The sequence below is a fragment of the Allobosea sp. 2KB_26 genome (assembly GCF_052115715.1).
GTDB lineage: Bacteria > Pseudomonadota > Alphaproteobacteria > Rhizobiales > Beijerinckiaceae > Allobosea.
In genome coordinates this window covers 84246-99424 of sequence record NZ_JBFRHE010000010.1, presented here as the reverse complement: position 1 = coordinate 99424, position 15179 = coordinate 84246, and the positions used below count along the sequence as shown (strand labels likewise).

15 protein-coding genes and 1 pseudogene are annotated in these 15179 nt (G+C 64.5%); 12 read left to right on the top strand and 4 right to left on the bottom strand.

What is annotated here, in order from left to right; translation table 11 throughout:
* Positions 1-30 precede the first annotated feature (30 nt).
* The 7 genes from AB4099_RS23645 to AB4099_RS23615 all read left to right on the top strand — a co-directional run bounded on the left by AB4099_RS23645 (position 31) and on the right by AB4099_RS23615 (position 5485).
* Positions 31-666 (top strand): LysE family translocator, encoded by a 636-nt coding sequence (locus tag AB4099_RS23645; protein WP_441479831.1) that lies wholly within the window; start codon positions 31-33, stop codon positions 664-666.
* Between the two features lie 141 nt (positions 667-807).
* The gene (gene fabA / locus AB4099_RS23640; protein ID WP_043231524.1) at positions 808-1320 is read left to right on the top strand and encodes a 3-hydroxyacyl-[acyl-carrier-protein] dehydratase FabA; all 513 of its coding nucleotides are present in this window, start codon (positions 808-810) and stop codon (positions 1318-1320) included.
* 118 nt (positions 1321-1438) lie between these two features.
* Positions 1439-2665 (top strand): beta-ketoacyl-ACP synthase I, encoded by a 1227-nt coding sequence (gene fabB, locus AB4099_RS23635; protein ID WP_441479830.1) that lies wholly within the window; start codon positions 1439-1441, stop codon positions 2663-2665.
* A gap of 6 nt (positions 2666-2671) precedes the next feature.
* Complete coding sequence (locus AB4099_RS23630) at positions 2672-2944, top strand: DUF3303 domain-containing protein (RefSeq protein ID WP_113514871.1); 273 nt, start codon at positions 2672-2674, stop codon at positions 2942-2944.
* A gap of 77 nt (positions 2945-3021) precedes the next feature.
* Positions 3022-3855, top strand: a complete 834-nt coding sequence (fabI, locus tag AB4099_RS23625) for an enoyl-ACP reductase FabI (RefSeq protein ID WP_441479829.1) — start codon at positions 3022-3024, stop codon at positions 3853-3855.
* Positions 3856-3962: 107 nt separating this feature from the next.
* On the top strand, positions 3963-4208 hold the full coding sequence (locus AB4099_RS23620; protein ID WP_069877761.1) for a DUF2188 domain-containing protein: 246 nt from the start codon (positions 3963-3965) through the stop codon (positions 4206-4208).
* A gap of 191 nt (positions 4209-4399) precedes the next feature.
* Positions 4400-5485: a Rieske 2Fe-2S domain-containing protein gene (locus tag AB4099_RS23615; RefSeq protein ID WP_441479828.1), complete on the top strand. Its 1086-nt coding sequence runs from the start codon at positions 4400-4402 to the stop codon at positions 5483-5485.
* 191 nt (positions 5486-5676) lie between these two features.
* Here the strand turns inward: AB4099_RS23615 and AB4099_RS23610 are convergent, their stop codons facing one another.
* A complete protein-coding gene (locus AB4099_RS23610; RefSeq protein WP_069877759.1) occupies positions 5677-6909 on the bottom strand; it encodes an argininosuccinate synthase in 1233 nt (410 codons plus the stop codon).
* A 264-nt stretch (positions 6910-7173) separates the two neighbouring features.
* On the opposite strand from AB4099_RS23610, the gene AB4099_RS23605 reads away from it, so the two are divergent.
* The gene (locus AB4099_RS23605) at positions 7174-7782 is read left to right on the top strand and encodes a 2-hydroxychromene-2-carboxylate isomerase (RefSeq protein WP_113514876.1); all 609 of its coding nucleotides are present in this window, start codon (positions 7174-7176) and stop codon (positions 7780-7782) included.
* Positions 7783-7895: 113 nt separating this feature from the next.
* Here AB4099_RS23605 and AB4099_RS23600 read toward each other — a convergent pair whose 3' ends face one another.
* The 3 genes from AB4099_RS23600 to AB4099_RS23590 form a co-directional block, all read right to left on the bottom strand.
* Positions 7896-8948, bottom strand: a complete 1053-nt coding sequence (locus AB4099_RS23600; RefSeq protein ID WP_441479827.1) for a M48 family metallopeptidase — start codon at positions 8946-8948, stop codon at positions 7896-7898.
* A gap of 30 nt (positions 8949-8978) precedes the next feature.
* Positions 8979-9536 (bottom strand): LemA family protein, encoded by a 558-nt coding sequence (locus tag AB4099_RS23595; protein ID WP_441479826.1) that lies wholly within the window; start codon positions 9534-9536, stop codon positions 8979-8981.
* Between the two features lie 91 nt (positions 9537-9627).
* Entirely contained in the window at positions 9628-10050 is a 423-nt protein-coding gene (locus tag AB4099_RS23590; protein ID WP_113514882.1) for a GFA family protein, read from the bottom strand.
* A gap of 156 nt (positions 10051-10206) precedes the next feature.
* Between AB4099_RS23590 and AB4099_RS23585 the strand changes: the two genes are divergently transcribed.
* The 4 genes and pseudogenes from AB4099_RS23585 (at position 10207) to sppA (ending at position 15152) form a co-directional block, all read left to right on the top strand.
* A complete protein-coding gene (locus AB4099_RS23585) occupies positions 10207-10737 on the top strand; it encodes a GNAT family N-acetyltransferase (protein ID WP_441479825.1) in 531 nt (176 codons plus the stop codon).
* A gap of 271 nt (positions 10738-11008) precedes the next feature.
* A pseudogene (rpsA, locus tag AB4099_RS23580) lies at positions 11009-12721 on the top strand (30S ribosomal protein S1); the annotation flags it as partial.
* A gap of 88 nt (positions 12722-12809) precedes the next feature.
* Positions 12810-14099 (top strand): Hsp70 family protein, encoded by a 1290-nt coding sequence (locus AB4099_RS23575; RefSeq protein ID WP_441479824.1) that lies wholly within the window; start codon positions 12810-12812, stop codon positions 14097-14099.
* An 84-nt stretch (positions 14100-14183) separates the two neighbouring features.
* The gene (gene sppA, locus AB4099_RS23570; protein ID WP_441479823.1) at positions 14184-15152 is read left to right on the top strand and encodes a signal peptide peptidase SppA; all 969 of its coding nucleotides are present in this window, start codon (positions 14184-14186) and stop codon (positions 15150-15152) included.
* Positions 15153-15179 lie beyond the last annotated feature (27 nt).

The window sequence follows — 15179 nt, the reverse complement described above, 5'->3', positions numbered from 1 at the left end:
ATGATTGCGGCTGATGGTTCGGAGGCTGCCATGTCCGAGACCGCGCATCTCTGGCTCTTCTTCAGTCTGGTTTTCGGTATCGTCGTCGTGCCGGGAATGGATATGGCATTCGTGCTGGCAAACGCATTCGCCGGCGGGCGCCGCTCTGGCCTTTATGCAACTGCGGGAGTGATCGCGGCCGGCATCTGCCATGTCGTGGTGGGTGTCCTGGGCTTGAGTGCCCTGCTTCGACTCGTGCCGATGGCCTTCGACGTCATGCTGCTGCTGGGCTCGGCCTATATCGCCTGGATTGGCCTTGCATTGCTGCGCGGAGGCGGAACCTTCGCGCCGGTCCTGGAGACGCGGCGTCGCAATGGCTGGACGGCGTTCCGGCAAGGGGCGTTGACCAATCTGCTGAATCCGAAAGCCTATCTCCTCATGCTGGCCGTCTTTCCGCAGTTTCTGAGGCCGGAGGCGGGCGCGATCTGGCTGCAGGCTGCGATCCTGAGCCTGATCATCGCCGGGACGCAGTTTGCGGTCTACGGCTCGCTCGCACTGGCTGCGGCAGGCAGCCGCACGGTGCTTGCGGGCAATCGCCAGGCGACCATGCTGGTTGGTCGTGCGGTCGGTGTGCTGCTCGTTCTGGTGGCCGCCATGACGGCCTGGCAAGGCTTGCGCGGCTTGTGACTGCCGATCTTTCGGACGGAAGACCCGGGTTGCGCCCTTCCGTTTCGGCGCAGGCCCGTGTTACGCACGGCTCCGAGAGCACATGACCATCGCCAATGCCGGATAAGGCTTGGCCAAACGGTCGATACGGAGCGGGGCAGTATGGAGCGTCAGTCGTCATTCAGCTACGAGGAGATCCTCAGCTGCGGTCGCGGGGAACTTTTCGGACCTGGTAATGCGCAGTTGCCGCTGCCGCCGATGCTGATGTTCGACCGCATCACCGAGATCGCCGAGAATGGTGGTCCTCATGGCAAGGGCTTCGTGCGCGCCGAATTCGATGTCCGGCCGGACCTTTGGTTCTTCGATTGCCATTTCAAGGGCGACCCGGTGATGCCGGGCTGCCTCGGGCTCGATGCGCTCTGGCAGCTCACCGGCTTCTTCCTCGGCTGGCTTGGGCTGCCGGGCCGGGGCAGGGCGCTTGGAGTCGGCGAGGTGAAATTCGCGGACCAGGTCCTGCCCAGCGTCAAGCAGGTCGTCTACGGCGTCGAGTTCAAGCGTGTCTTCAAGTCCAAGCTTGTGCTCGGCATTGCCGACGGCTGGCTGGAGGCCGATGGCAAGCGAATCTATACAGTCTCAGATATGCGCGTTGGCTTGTTCAAGCCTGAAGGCGCCTGAGTAAAACCGCGCACCGGCCTTGCGCTCGCCGTCTGAGCGGTCCATCTGCGCGTGATTGAGAAGATTGACCGGACCTCCGCGAGGTCCGGTCCGTGACGAGAAAGCCGGAGAAACGAGCATGAGACGCGTTGTGGTCACAGGGATGGGCATTGTCTCGTCCATCGGCAACAATACGCAGGAAGTGCTGTCCTCGCTGCACGAGGCCAAATCCGGCATCACCTTCATGCCCGAATTTGCAGAGCATGGTTTCCGCAGCCGCGTCGGCGGCGCTCCGACACTCGACGCCGCCAGCGTGGTCGACCGTCGTGCCATGCGCTTCCATGGCGGCGGTTCCGCCTGGAACCACGTTGCGATGGAGCAGGCGATTGCGGATGCCGGCCTCGAGGCCGGCGAGATCAGCCATGAGCGCACCGGAATCATCATGGGCTCGGGCGGTCCCTCGACCCGCGCCCTGATCGACGCCTATGACAAGGCCCGCGAAAGCGGATCGTCCAAGAAGGTCGGCCCGTTTGCGGTGCCCAAGGGCATGTCCTCGACCGCGTCTGCTACGCTTGCGACCTGGTTCAAGATCAAGGGGGTGAACTACTCGATCTCCTCGGCCTGCGCGACGTCGAACCACTGCATCGGCAACGCCTATGAGCTGATCCAGTGGGGCAAGCAGGATGTGATCTTCGCTGGCGGCTGCGAGGAGCTGGACTGGACGCTCTCCGTCCTGTTTGACGCCATGGGCGCCATGTCGACTGATTTCAACGAGACGCCGTCACGGGCGTCGCGCGCTTATGACGTCAGGCGGGACGGTTTCGTCATCGCCGGCGGCGCCGGCGTCGTCGTGCTCGAGGAACTGGAACATGCCAAGGCGCGCGGCGCGCGCATCTATGGCGAGATCGTCGGCTATGGCGCGACTTCGGACGGTTACGACATGGTAGCTCCCTCCGGTGAGGGCGCGGTGCGCTGCATGAGGATGGCTCTGCAGGGCGTGAAGGCCAAGGTCGACTACATCAACCCTCATGGCACCTCGACCCCGGTCGGCGATGCCAAGGAGATCGAGGCGATCCGCGAGGTTTTCGGCGCCGGCGAGAAGAGCCCGCCGATCTCGGCGACAAAGTCGCTGACCGGCCACTCGCTGGGTGCGACCGGCGTTCAGGAGGCGATCTACTCGCTCCTGATGCTCAATAACGATTTCATTTGCGAGAGCGCCCATATCGAGGAACTCGATCCCGCCTTTGCCGACATGCCGATCGTGCGCAAGCGCATCGACAATGCCGGCCTTGGTTGCGTGCTCTCGAATTCCTTCGGCTTCGGCGGAACGAATGCGACCATCGTGATGAAGCGGCTGGAGGTCTGAGCCTCCATGCTGTTCATGGTCATCGAGCATTTCGACCAGGCGCGGGTGAAGGACATCTATCGTCGCTTCCACGAGCGTGGCCGCATGATGCCCGATGGCCTGCACTATGTGGACAGCTGGATCCAGGCGGATTTGGCGCGTTGCTTCCAGGTGATGGAATGCGACGATGTCGGAGTGCTGCAGGAATGGGTGCTGGAATGGAGCGATCTCGCCCGCTTCGAGATCGTGCCGCTGGCATCATCCAAGGCGACGGCCGCAGCCATCGCCAAACATCTGTAGCAAGAGCCAAGCGTACCCGCCTGATCCAGTCTTATTCCTGCTTAAGCACCCTTCCAAGACCCGAATAGAGTCATCCCATGCTCCCCTTGATGCATAACAAGCGCGGCCTCGTCATGGGCGTCGCCAACCAGAACTCCATCGCCTGGGGCATTGCGCGGACCCTCCATGCCCATGGCGCCGAGATGGCCTTCACCTATCAGGGCGAAGCGCTCGGCAAGCGCGTGAAGCCGCTGGCGGAGAGCATCGGATCGAAGCTGGTCCTGCCTTGCGATGTCGAGGATATCGCAAGCGTCGATGGCGCCTTCGCTGCGATCGACGAGGCCTGGGGCGGGGATCCAGAGCACAACACGCTCGATTTCATCGTTCACGCCATCGGCTTCTCCGACAAGAACGAGCTCAAGGGCCTCTATGCCGACACCAGCCGCGAGAATTTCTCGCGCACCATGGTGATCTCCTGCTTCTCCTTCACGGAAGCCGCCAAGCGCGCCGCCGAGCGCATGCCCAGAGGCGGCAGCATGATCACGCTGACCTATGGCGGATCAACGCGGGTGATGCCGAACTACAATGTGATGGGTGTGGCCAAGGCGGCTCTCGAGGCGAGCATGCGCTATCTCGCCGCCGATTTCGGTCCGCGCGGCATCCGCGTCAACGCGCTCTCGCCCGGACCGGTGCGCACGCTCGCCGGCGCCGGCATTTCGGATGCGCGCGCCATGTATTCATGGCAGCGGGCCAATTCGCCCTTGCGCAAGTCGGTGACGCTCGAGGAGATCGGTGGCTCTGCGTTGTACTACCTCTCGGATCTGTCGGGCGGCGTGACCGGCGACGTTCATCACGTCGATGCCGGCTATCACGTCACCTCGATGCCGGTGCTCGAAGGTTTGCGCGCGGCTGATAGCGGTAACGGCGAGTAGCCGAAGCCGATTTGGGTCTTCATCATCGGGCCGGCTCGGACTATCTTCGAGGCGGTGGAACCCGAGGGGCGTCCGGCGGTTCCGCTTGTGATCCTCGGAGGACGGCCATGGTCATGGTGAAGTACGAGATCGTCGAGCACGATGGCGGCTGGGCCTACAAGGTCGGCGGTGCGCTATCCGAGACCTTCCGGTCGCATGACGCCGCGCTCAAGGCGGCCAACAAGGCCGCTGCCCGCCAGAAGCGACCCGGCGTCACCGACGGGATCGTCTACCAGGATGCGCGGGGTGATTGGCACGAGGAACTCGCGCAGGGCAGCGACCGGCCTCATACCTGGATCGTCGACAAGCCGTGACGAAGCTCAGTCACCCCATCTGCGCGGCGTAGCTGCGCCGGCGCGATTGCCTTTGGGAGCAGCTGGATCAAGACGTCCCGAGCGTGACATTTGCGTTTTGACTCCGGCCTGCAATGCACCGGCAATCCGCAGGTCGACCTTGAGCCTGAGCCGCCAGCCTTCGGCGCGGCATAGGATACCCAAGGTCCCGAATGACTGTTTCAGTGATCCCGCCGATCGATGCTGTGGCGCAGGCGGTGCCGGCGGCCAGCGAGTTTCGCGAGCCGCCACGCGAAGCCTGGTACTGCGCCAAGAGCGAGGGACGGCTCGCTCCCGGCGCCCGCGAGAGCGTGACGATCCTTGGCGAACAGATCGTGATTGGTCGCAAGCGCAGCGGGGAAGTCTTCGCCTTGCGTGATCGCTGCCCGCATCGGGGCGCGCCGCTATCGCAAGGACAGTTCGACGGGGTCGCTCTCACATGTCCCTTCCATGGCTGGCGCTTCGGCGCGGACGGCCAGTGCCTGGCCATGCCGACCCTGGTTCATGATGATGCGACGGATCCCGGGCAGGTCAGGGTCCAGGGCTTTCCGGTGCGAGAGGCGGACGGCATCATCTGGGTCTATCTGGGCTCGCAGCCGGCCGAGGCCCCGCCGGTTCCCGAACTGATGCCGCAGCGGGCACCGCGTTGCCGCGTTGCCGTTTCCGTGCTGGTCGAGGCCTCCTACGATCTGTGCGTGCTCAGCCTGATCGATCCTGGCCATGTCGGCTATGTCCATAATTCCTGGTGGTGGCGGCCAACCGCCACGGCGCGGGAGAAGACCAAGGACTTCGCCCCCCTGCCATTCGGCTTCCGGATGACAGCTCATACGGCTGCGGCGAATTCCAGGGGCTATCGGTTGCTCGGCCGGCCGCAGACGGAAGTGGATTTCCTGCTGCCGGGACAACGGATCGAGCGGATCACCGTGGGCAACCGCACCATCGTCAACGCGACCTTCGCGACACCGATCGATGCGAAGCGCACGCTGCTGACGAATGTTCTGCTCTCCGACCTGCCGCAACTGGCGCCGCTGGCCCTGCCGATCCGCTGGGCGGCCCGGGCCTTTCTGCGTCAGGATCAGGATATCCTGGAACTCGCCCAGCAGGGTCTCGAGCGCAAGCCGACGATGCTGCTGATGGGCCAGGCCGACCGGCTGGCGCAATGGTATTTCCGGCTGAAGCGTGATTATGCCGCGGCCCGGCGCACGGGCGTGGCATTCCAGAACACGCTGGCACCTGAGCGTTTGCGCTGGCGCACCTGACGCTGCAAGGCTGGTTGATCAGGGCCGGGAAGCTCGGCCCGGCCGCTGACTGATCCCGACTATCGGCATCTTGCTCTGATCGGGTTCAGGCAGCCTGACCGTTTCGCGCGCGACCGAGCCGTTCTTCTTCATCCCGCGGTCCCGTCCGCGCTGCAGCGGTGAGTGCCGCAGCGCGTGAGGAACAGGCCCGATCAGAGACCGAGCTTCTTCTTGCGCTGGCCGAGTGTCCGCAGGCGCAGCGCGTTCAGGCGGATGAAGCCCGCCGCGTCGCGGTGGTCATAGGCGACTGCGCCTTCCTCGAAGGTCACCAGATCCTGGTCGTAGAGCGAATAGGGGCTGGAGCGGCCGACGACGTGGACGCCGCCCTTGTACAGCTTCAGGCGAACCTGGCCGGCGACGAATTCCTGGCTCTTGTCGATCAGCGCCTGCAGCATCTCGCGCTCGGGCGAGAACCAGAAGCCGTTATAGATCAGCTCGGCATATTTCGGCATGATCTCGTCCTTGAGATGGGCCGCGCCGCGGTCGAGCGTGATCGACTCGATGGCGCGGTGCGCCGCATGCAGGATCGTGCCGCCGGGCGTCTCGTACATGCCGCGCGACTTCATGCCGACGAAGCGGTTCTCGACGAGGTCGAGGCGGCCGATGCCGTTGTCCCGGCCGAGGTCGTTCAATTTCGCCAGGAGCGTGGCGGGGGAAAGCGAGACGCCGTCGATGGCGACCGCATCACCCTTGGCGAAGTCGATGGTGATATAGGTCGGCTTGTCCGGCGCATCCTCGGGCGAGATCGTGCGCGAGTAGACGTAGTCCGGCACTTCCTGCGCCGGGTCCTCCAGCACCTTTCCTTCCGAGGAGGCGTGCAGCAGGTTGGCGTCGACCGAGAAGGGCGCTTCGCCGCGCTTGTCCTTGGCGATCGGGATCTGGTGCTGTTCGGCGAAGGCGATGAGCTGCTCGCGCGAACGCAGATCCCATTCGCGCCAGGGCGCGATCACCACGACATCGGGCTTCAGCGCATAGGCGGTAAGTTCGAAACGGACCTGGTCGTTGCCCTTGCCGGTCGCGCCATGGGAGATGGCGTCGGCGCCGACCCTCTCGGCGATCTCGATCAGCTTCTTGCCGATCAGCGGGCGAGCGATCGATGTACCGAGCAGGTAGACGCCTTCATAGGCGGCATTGGCCCGGAACATCGGGAAGACGTAGTCGCGGACGAATTCCTCGCGCAGGTCCTCGATATGGATGTTCTCGGGCTTGATGCCGAGCAGCAACGCCTTCTGGCGGGCGGGCTCCAGCTCCTCGCCCTGGCCGAGATCGGCGGTGAAGGTCACCACCTCGCATTCATAGGTGGTTTGCAGCCATTTCAGGATGATCGAGGTGTCAAGGCCGCCGGAATAGGCTAGCACGACCTTCTTCACGCGCTTGTCGGACATCGATGATCTTCCTGCTCTGACGGCATGTTTCCATGCCGGGGGACGCTTCGACTGTGGATGGCCCTGTTTTCGGCTCAATGGCGCACTATCGCAGCCCTCGGGACGACGCAATCGGAACCTTCTGATCGATCAAACGTCATCCCGTGATGGGTCGGTATCAACGATGCCGATTGTGCAACACGCGTCCTGCGTGCTTGCAGTCGCGCCGCGACAGGTCGAAGCTTCCCGAGCGCGACTCAAACCGATGACCGACCTGGAGGCTGAATGCCGAATCGTCCCGTCCTCGACTTCTGGTACGAGTTCGCGTCACCCTATTCCTTTCTGAGTGCCTTGCGGGCTGAAGCCGTGGCAGACGAAGCGGGGGTCGCCCTGCGTTGGCGGCCCTTCCTGCTTGGGCCGATCTTTGCCGGCCAGGGCTGGACCACGTCACCCTTCAACCTGTTCCCGAACAAGGGCCGCTATATGTGGCGCGATCTCGAGCGCCAGACGGCCCGTGCCGGCATCAAGCTAGTCCGGCCCAACCCGTTTCCGCAGAATTCCCTCGTCGCGGCGCGCGTCGCACTCGCAGGGCGCGAGGCAGGCTGGATGCCCGCCTTCTCGAAGGCGCTGTTCAGGGCCGCGTTCTGCGAGGGACGAAACATTGCCGAGGAGGCCGTACTGGTCGCCGCCCTGAAGGAGGCTGGCGCGGATCCCGGGTCCGCGTTCCTGGCTTCGCGCAGCGAGGAGGTCAAAGGCAGGTTGAAGGCCGAGACCGAACTCGCGAAATCGCTCGGGATCTTCGGCGCTCCGGCCTTCGTCACTGGCGATGGCGAATTGTTCTGGGGAGATGATCGGCTGGGAGAGGCCCTCCGCTGGGCCCGGGACGGGCGTTAGATCATGGGACCGGATCTTGTAGCCGGTGAGATGATCTAACCTTCTGCGCTTGCATTCCCCGAGAACCGCAATCCACTTTTCGGGCTGATGCCTTGAGCACGAGGGGCCGTGGGTCAGTCCTGCGGCCTGGCGCCCCATGGACCGCGCGCCGTCCCGACCATGGTCGGCAGATCCTGACGCTGTGCCATTCTGGGCGGATGCGGCGGCATCGCCGGCATCCGGCCGCCTGCCGTCTCGACGAGTGCCTGCACGCGTTTGGTGATCGAGGGATGCGTCGAGATCAGGTCGGCGAAATCGTCGGGGTCGTTCTCGAAGCACATGTCCATGACGCCCGACGGCACCCCGTCGATATCGGCGCGCCCGGCAATCTTGAGCAGCGCGGAGATCATCGCATCCGGATTCTTGGTCAGCTCGACCGCCCCGGCATCGGCCAGATACTCGCGCGAACGCGACAGGGAGAGGCGGATCACCACGGCGAGCAGCCAGGAGATTGCGATGATTGCGACGCCGAGCAGGATGGCGACGCCGCTGCCCTTCTTGTCATCGTTGGACGAGACCCGCACGCGCCCCACGCTGCGGAAAATGACCTCGCCGATGAGCGAGATCACGCCTGCGATCACCACAGCGATGATCATCATCCGGACGTCGCCATTGCGGATATGGGTCAGCTCATGCGCAAGAACGGCCTCGATCTCATCATCTGTGAGCGTCTGTATCAGGCCGGTCGTGACCGTGACGGTGAACTGCTTGTCGTTGACTCCGCTGGCGAAGGCATTGAGGGCTTCGCTTTCGACGATCGAGAGCTTGGGCACGGTGAGCCCGCGCGAGATGCAGAGGTTCTCCAGCATCCGGTAGAGCTTGGGATTCTGTTCCCGCGTCACGCCTTTGGCGCCGGTGACCGCGCCGATCAGTCCGACATTGACCTTGAAGCCGATAAAGACCCAGGCCGCGGCTGCTAGCGTGATGAACGGGAAGCAGGACCAGAACAGGTGGATCGTCTCTGAATAGACGCTTTGTCCGCGCGCGACCCCACCGTAGCCATATGCGATCAGGATCAGGCCGTAGCTTGTCAGATAGACCAGCAGGAACAGCCCGGCGATCAGGAAACCCGACCTGATCCGGTTGTTGCGCATATGGGTATAGAGCCCGAAGGCCTGACCCGGCATGGCGCCGCTCCGTTGCCGCTCTTGAGCCGGTCAGAATTTCACATTGGGGGCGACATCGAGCTGCGCGCGTGCCTGCTCGCCGACATCGAAGAATTCCCGCGGGGTGAAACCCATCTGCGGCGCGAAGAACACGGCAGGAAAAGCCTGGATCGCAGCGTTGAACTCGCCGACGGCATTGTTGAAGAAGCGCCGCGCCGCCGCGAGCTTGTCCTCGACATTGCTGAGTTCGCTCTGGAGCTGCTGGAAATTGGCGCTTGCCTTGAGGTCGGGATAGGCCTCGGACAAAGCGAGCAGGCGGCCCAGCGCGCCGGAGAGCTGCTGTTCCGCGGCTGCCTGCGCTTGCGGGCCCTGGGCCGAGAGGGCTTCGTTGCGTGCCTTGACGACCGCGTCGAAGGTCTCGCGCTCATGCGAGGCGTAACCCTTCACGGTCTCGACAAGGTTCGGGATCAGGTCATGGCGCTGCTTCAGCTGGACGTCGATATCAGCGAAGGCCTGGTTGACCCGCTGCCGCATCGCAACGAGCCCGTTATAGGTCATGACAAGATAGATGGCGGCGGCCGCAACGAGCCCGAGAACGATCCAGCCCATGAATTTCTCCTCAGCGCCGGACAGCGCGGCGCGCAAGGTGGCATGAAGAGCAACTCTGGGGAAGCGGGGCCGGGCGCCGATTCGTAGGGACCTAGGGAGTGTCGACGTCCCGTTTCGTTTCCTGCACGTGCCACCATCCGGGCCGCCCGTCGCGATAGCTGTGAGAGGTCGGCATCAGCTCCGCCGAGAGGGGCTTGTCGAAACTGCCAAGGAGCAGCGCAATGACGGGATCGTCATCGACTGCGCCGATGCTGCTGCCACAGGCCGGGCAGAAGGCCCGGCTCGAATAGTCCGACGAACGGAAGAGCGACGGCGCCCCGCCGGGGCCGGTCCAGGCGATTGCGCCCCTGGCGAACTCGACCCAGGCGACTGTCAGTGCTCCCGTATGGCGCTGGCATAGGGTGCAGGAGCAGGTATGCGGCTTCTCGGCCCGGCCCTTGGCCTCGAAGCGGATCGAGCCGCAAAGGCATCCGCCGGTATAGTGCGTCGGCCTGGCCGTTCGCCCGGTCGTCATGATTCACTGCCCCAATTCCGGATTCACTGCCCCAATTCCGGCGGTGTCCCTACCGCCGGTTCGCCCTATCCCGTCGCCGGGTGGACTGGAACCCCCATTGGAGTATGTCCAACGCGATTGCCGAGTGCTGTGGAGCGATGAATGACCGGATGTGACATGCCCGAAATCACCATCCGCCTCGCCGTGCCGCAGGATGCCTGCCGCCTTCCGGCGATCGAGCGTTCCGCCGGTCACATCTTCCGAACGGTGCCTGGCCTGGCCTGGATCGCGGACGATGCCGTGATGTCGGCCGAGGCCCATCTTGCCAGCATCGTCGCTGGCACGAGTTGGGTTGCCTTTGACGTGACGGGCGAGGTCGTCGGCTTCCTCAGTGCCGAGCGGATCGACACCGAATTGCATGTCTGGGAGCTCGCGGTCCGTGCGGAGCGCCAGGGCCGGGGCATCGGCACTCGCCTGGTTGGCGCAGCCGCCGGCCATGCCAGGGCAAGCGGGCTGCGGGCCCTCACACTCACCACCTTCCGCGCTCTTGCCTGGAATGAACGCTTCTATGCCCAGCTCGGCTTCGTGACGCTCGAGGACGGCGCGATCGAGGGAAGGCTCCGCGCTGTCCTGGAGCGTGAAGGGATACACGGGCTTCCCCTCGAGCGCCGCTGCGCCATGCGCTTCGACCTGATTGCGAGCAGCTGACGGGCAAAACTCTTGCCGTGCGTCGCTTGATCGACTACATCCGCCTCGTCCGAAGGGCCGTGATCGATCACAGCCGGGGGCGGCCTTTGAGGCTGGCTCCCGTTTGGTGTTGGAAGCGAGCTCGTCGGATACGGATCATGTTCGACGGCTCAGCGCCGCCAGCCTCCCTGCGAGGCAGCCTCCATGAGGCGCCGTCGGAGACGGTCCGGACCGCAGCACCAACCCAAACGGCGCTTGCCGGCTATCGCGGGATACGCGACCGGCGTCAGGAGAATGCATGTCAGCCGTAGAAAGCTATCACGCGGGTCGCGAGGATTTCGCCGCCCTGCTCGAGGAATCCTTCGCCCGTAACGACGCGCTTGAAGGTTCCGTTATCAAGGGCATCGTCGTCGCCATCGAGAAGGATATGGCGATCATCGATGTCGGCCTGAAGACTGAAGGCCGCGTCGCCCTCAAGGAATTCACCGGCCCCGGCCGCGACCAGGACATCAAGGTCGGCGACGAGGTCGAGGTCTATCTCGACCGGGTGGAGAACGCCCTCGGCGAAGCCGTGATCTCGCGCGACAAGGCTCGCCGCGAAGAAAGCTGGGTCAAGCTCGAGAAGGCCTATGAGGCTCGCGAGAAGGTCACCGGCATGATCTTCAACACGGTCAAGGGTGGCTACACCGTTGACCTCGACGGCGCCGTCGCCTTCCTGCCGCGTTCGCAGGTCGACATCCGTCCGATCCGCGACGTCGGCCCGCTGATGGGCCAGCCGCAGCCGTTCGAGATCCTCAAGATGGATCGTCGTCGCGGCAACATCGTCGTTTCGCGCCGCACGGTTCTCGAAGAGACCCGCGCCGAGGCCCGCTCCGAGCTGGTCGCCAGCCTCGAAGAGGGTCAGGTCATCGACGGCGTCGTCAAGAACATCACCGAATATGGTGCGTTCGTTGACCTCGGCGGCATCGACGGCCTGCTGCACGTGACCGACATGGCCTGGCGCCGCGTCAACCATCCGTCCGAGGTCGTAACCATCGGTCAGACGGTCAAGGTCAAGATCATCAAGATCAACCAGGAGACGCACCGCATCTCGCTTGGCATCAAGCAGCTGCTGGCCGATCCGTGGGATGGCATCGCCGCCCGTTATCCGGTCGGTGCGCGCCTCAAGGGCCGCGTCACCAACATCACGGACTACGGCGCGTTCGTCGAAGTGGAGCCGGGCATCGAAGGCCTCATCCACGTCTCCGAGATGTCCTGGACCAAGAAGAACGTCCACCCCGGCAAGATCGTCTCGACCTCGCAGGAAGTCGACGTTGCGATCCTCGAGGTCGATCAGGTCAAGCGCCGCATCTCGCTCGGTCTCAAGCAGACCCTGCGCAATCCGTGGGAGGTCTTCGCCGAGACCCACCCGTCGGGTTCGGTGGTCGAGGGCGAGGTCAAGAACAAGACCGAGTTCGGTCTCTTCCTGGGTCTCGAAGGCGACATCGACGGCATGATCCATCTCTCCGATCTCGACTGGAACCGTCCGGGCGAGCAGGTCATCGAGGAATACAAGAAGGGCGACATGCTTCAGGCTGTCGTTCTCGATGTGGACGTCGAGAAGGAGCGTATCTCGCTCGGCCTGAAGCAGCTTGGCGGCGATCCCTTCGTGGATGCCGGCGAGTTCAAGAAGGGCCAGGTCGTCACCTGTGAGGTGATCGAGGTCAAGGAAGCCGGTCTCGACGTCAAGATCACCGGCACCGACATGACCACCTTCATCAAGCGCGCCGAAATCGCCCGCGAGCGCTCCGAGCAGCGCCCCGAGCGTTTCGCGGCTGGCGAGAAGGTCGATGCCCGCGTCATCCTGTTCGACAAGAAGGCTCGCAAGATCCAGGTGTCGATCAAGGCGCTGGAAATGGCCGAAGAGAAGGAAGCGATCGCTCAGTTCGGTTCGTCCGACTCCGGCGCCTCGCTTGGCGACATCCTCGGCGCGGCCCTCAAGAAGGCCAGCACCGAGAAGAAGTGATCTTCGGGCCGCGTCTCGCGGCCTGACACATCCATCAGCCCGCGCGGAGAAATCCGCGCGGGCTTTTGTTTCGGCAAAGGGAAGCGGCATGAACGACATCGCGATCGGCATCGATTTCGGCACCACCAACAGCGTGGTCGCCCTGGCGCGGCCGGATGGTTCGGTCTCGACCCGCAGCTTTGCGACGAAGCAGGGCGCCGTCGACGCCTATCGCTCGGCGCTGATGTTCTGGCGCGAGGGGCGGCCGCCGCAGGCCCGCGTCGTTCATGTCAGCGGACCTGACGCCCTCGACATGGCGCTGGGCATGACGACCGAGCATCGCTTTCTGCAATCGCTGAAGACACATCTGTCCAGTCGTGCCTTCCAGGAGACGCGCCTGTTCGGAAAGCTGTATCGGCTCGAGGACCTGATCGGCGTCTTCCTCGCCGATCTCAGTGCGGGGCTCGATGACCTTTCGGAGACGCCCCTGATCTCGGGGCGCCCCGTGGTCTTCGCCGGCGAGCGTCCGGACGAGGAACTGGCCGTGAAACGCCTGTCGGCCTCCTATGCGAAGGCTGGCATGCCCAAGGTCGATTTCGCCTATGAGCCGCTCGGCGCGGCCTACTGGTATGCACGCGACCTGAAGACGCCCCAGACCATGCTGGTCGCCGATTTCGGCGGCGGCACGAGCGACTTCTCCGTGATGCGCTTCGAGCCTGGCGGGGCAGGGCGGCTGGAAGCGATCCCGCTCTCGCATGCCGGTGTCGGCGTCGCCGGTGACACCTTCGACTATCGCATCATCGAACATGCCGTCTCGCCACGGCTCGGCAAGGGCTCGCAGTATCGCTCGTTCGAGAAGCTGCTGCCGATCCCCGCCCATTACCACGCAGCCTTCGCGCAATGGCACCGGCTCTCGCTGATGAAGAGCCGCGAGACCATGGCCGAGCTCAAGGCACTGATCCGTGACGCGGTCGAGCCCGGCAAGCTCGAGGATCTGCTGACCGTGATCGAATACGATCTTGGCTACGAACTCTATCGCGCCGTCTCGGCGGCCAAGGTCGCGCTGTCGTCGCAGGACGAGACCGTGCTGAACTTCCGCCAGATGGATGTCAGCATCGAGGGGACGATCCGCCGTTCGGATTTCGAAAGCTGGATCGCCGAAGACGTCGCGTCGATCGAGGCGGCGCTCGATCGCGCCCTCGTCGAAGCCAAGGTCGAAGCCGGTGCGATCGAGGCCGTCTTCATGACCGGCGGAACATCGCATGTGCCGGCCGTGCGCGCCCTGTTCGACCGCCGTTTCGGCTCGCAACGTGTTCACATCGGTGACGCCTTCCGGTCTGTCGCAAGCGGCCTTGCGCTGTTGGCGCTCGATCGGCAAAGAGCGGTGCTCGACGCCTGAGGCCGAGCGTCGCCTTGCCCCGCCGCTGCGGCGAGGCTACATCACGGGCCCAGCCGGCGTCCGTGACCACAGGAGCGTTTACCCATGTCGTCCGATGCAGACCTGCTCGCCGACCGCCGCAACCTGCGGCGCAAACTGACGCTCTGGCGCCTGCTCGCCGTTCTTGGCGTCATCGCGGCGGCTATCGTCGCGGGGCTGGCCTGGAGCGGCAACGCGCCCGGTTCGACCTCCCGCGCGCATATTGCCCGGGTCACCATTTCTGGTTTCATCTCCGGCGACAGGCGCACGCTCGATCTGATCAAGTCGCTCGAGGACAGCCGGGCGTCCGCCGTTGTGCTCCGGATCGACAGCCCCGGCGGCACCACCAGCGGTTCCGAGGCCTTGCACATCGCGCTGCGCAGTCTGGCGGCCAAGAAGCCGATGGTGGCGGTTGTTGACGGGCTCGCCGCCTCGGGCGGCTATATCGCGGCCATGGGGGCGGACCGCATCGTGGCGCGCCAGACCTCGCTCGTCGGCTCGATCGGCGTGCTCTTCCAGATCCCCAATGTCGGCCAGCTGCTCGACACCGTCGGGGTCAAGGTCGAGGAAATCAAATCGAGCCCGCTGAAGGCGGCGCCGAACGGCTTTGAGCCGACCTCGCCTGAGGCGCGCGCCGCGCTGCAGCGCGTTGTCGAGGACAATTACGATTGGTTCAAGCGCCTTGTCGGCGATCGCCGCAAGCTCGGCGAGACGGAGATTGCCGTCGTATCGGATGGCCGCGTCTATTCCGGCCGGCAGGCGGCCGGCCTCAAGCTGGTCGACGAGATTGGCGGCGAGCCGGAGGCGATCGCCTGGCTCGAGCGCGAGAGGAATGTCGCGAAGGATTTGCCGGTGCGCGACTGGCGCCGCCGCAACGAGTCGTCCTCGTTCGGCCTGTGGAGCGCCGGCGAGGCGATGGCCCGCGCAGCCGGTCTTGAATCGCTGGCCGTGATCATCGCGCGGGCTGCCGATCAGCCGGTTGGCCTGCGGCTTGACGCGCCCTTGGCGCTCTGGCAGCCTGTCGCCGAAAAGTGATGTTGATACAATCGGTTATATTGGACA

What these genes read in the sequence shown, in the direction of transcription:
- AB4099_RS23620 (WP_069877761.1), top strand. Translation starts at nt 3,963, where the DNA reads ATGGTCATGGTGAAGTACGAGATCGTCGAGCACGATGGCGGCTGGGCC.
- AB4099_RS23590 (WP_113514882.1), bottom strand. Translation starts at nt 10,050, where the DNA reads ATGACGACCGGGCGAACGGCCAGGCCGACGCACTATACCGGCGGATGC.
- AB4099_RS23610 (WP_069877759.1), bottom strand. Translation starts at nt 6,909, where the DNA reads ATGTCCGACAAGCGCGTGAAGAAGGTCGTGCTAGCCTATTCCGGCGGC.
- AB4099_RS23585 (WP_441479825.1), top strand. Translation starts at nt 10,207, where the DNA reads ATGCCCGAAATCACCATCCGCCTCGCCGTGCCGCAGGATGCCTGCCGC.
- AB4099_RS23605 (WP_113514876.1), top strand. Translation starts at nt 7,174, where the DNA reads ATGCCGAATCGTCCCGTCCTCGACTTCTGGTACGAGTTCGCGTCACCC.
- AB4099_RS23595 (WP_441479826.1), bottom strand. Translation starts at nt 9,536, where the DNA reads ATGGGCTGGATCGTTCTCGGGCTCGTTGCGGCCGCCGCCATCTATCTT.
- AB4099_RS23615 (WP_441479828.1), top strand. Translation starts at nt 4,400, where the DNA reads ATGACTGTTTCAGTGATCCCGCCGATCGATGCTGTGGCGCAGGCGGTG.
- fabA (WP_043231524.1), top strand. Translation starts at nt 808, where the DNA reads ATGGAGCGTCAGTCGTCATTCAGCTACGAGGAGATCCTCAGCTGCGGT.
- AB4099_RS23630 (WP_113514871.1), top strand. Translation starts at nt 2,672, where the DNA reads ATGCTGTTCATGGTCATCGAGCATTTCGACCAGGCGCGGGTGAAGGAC.
- fabI (WP_441479829.1), top strand. Translation starts at nt 3,022, where the DNA reads ATGCTCCCCTTGATGCATAACAAGCGCGGCCTCGTCATGGGCGTCGCC.
- AB4099_RS23600 (WP_441479827.1), bottom strand. Translation starts at nt 8,948, where the DNA reads ATGCCGGGTCAGGCCTTCGGGCTCTATACCCATATGCGCAACAACCGG.
- sppA (WP_441479823.1), top strand. Translation starts at nt 14,184, where the DNA reads ATGTCGTCCGATGCAGACCTGCTCGCCGACCGCCGCAACCTGCGGCGC.
- fabB (WP_441479830.1), top strand. Translation starts at nt 1,439, where the DNA reads ATGAGACGCGTTGTGGTCACAGGGATGGGCATTGTCTCGTCCATCGGC.
- AB4099_RS23575 (WP_441479824.1), top strand. Translation starts at nt 12,810, where the DNA reads ATGAACGACATCGCGATCGGCATCGATTTCGGCACCACCAACAGCGTG.
- AB4099_RS23645 (WP_441479831.1), top strand. Translation starts at nt 31, where the DNA reads ATGTCCGAGACCGCGCATCTCTGGCTCTTCTTCAGTCTGGTTTTCGGT.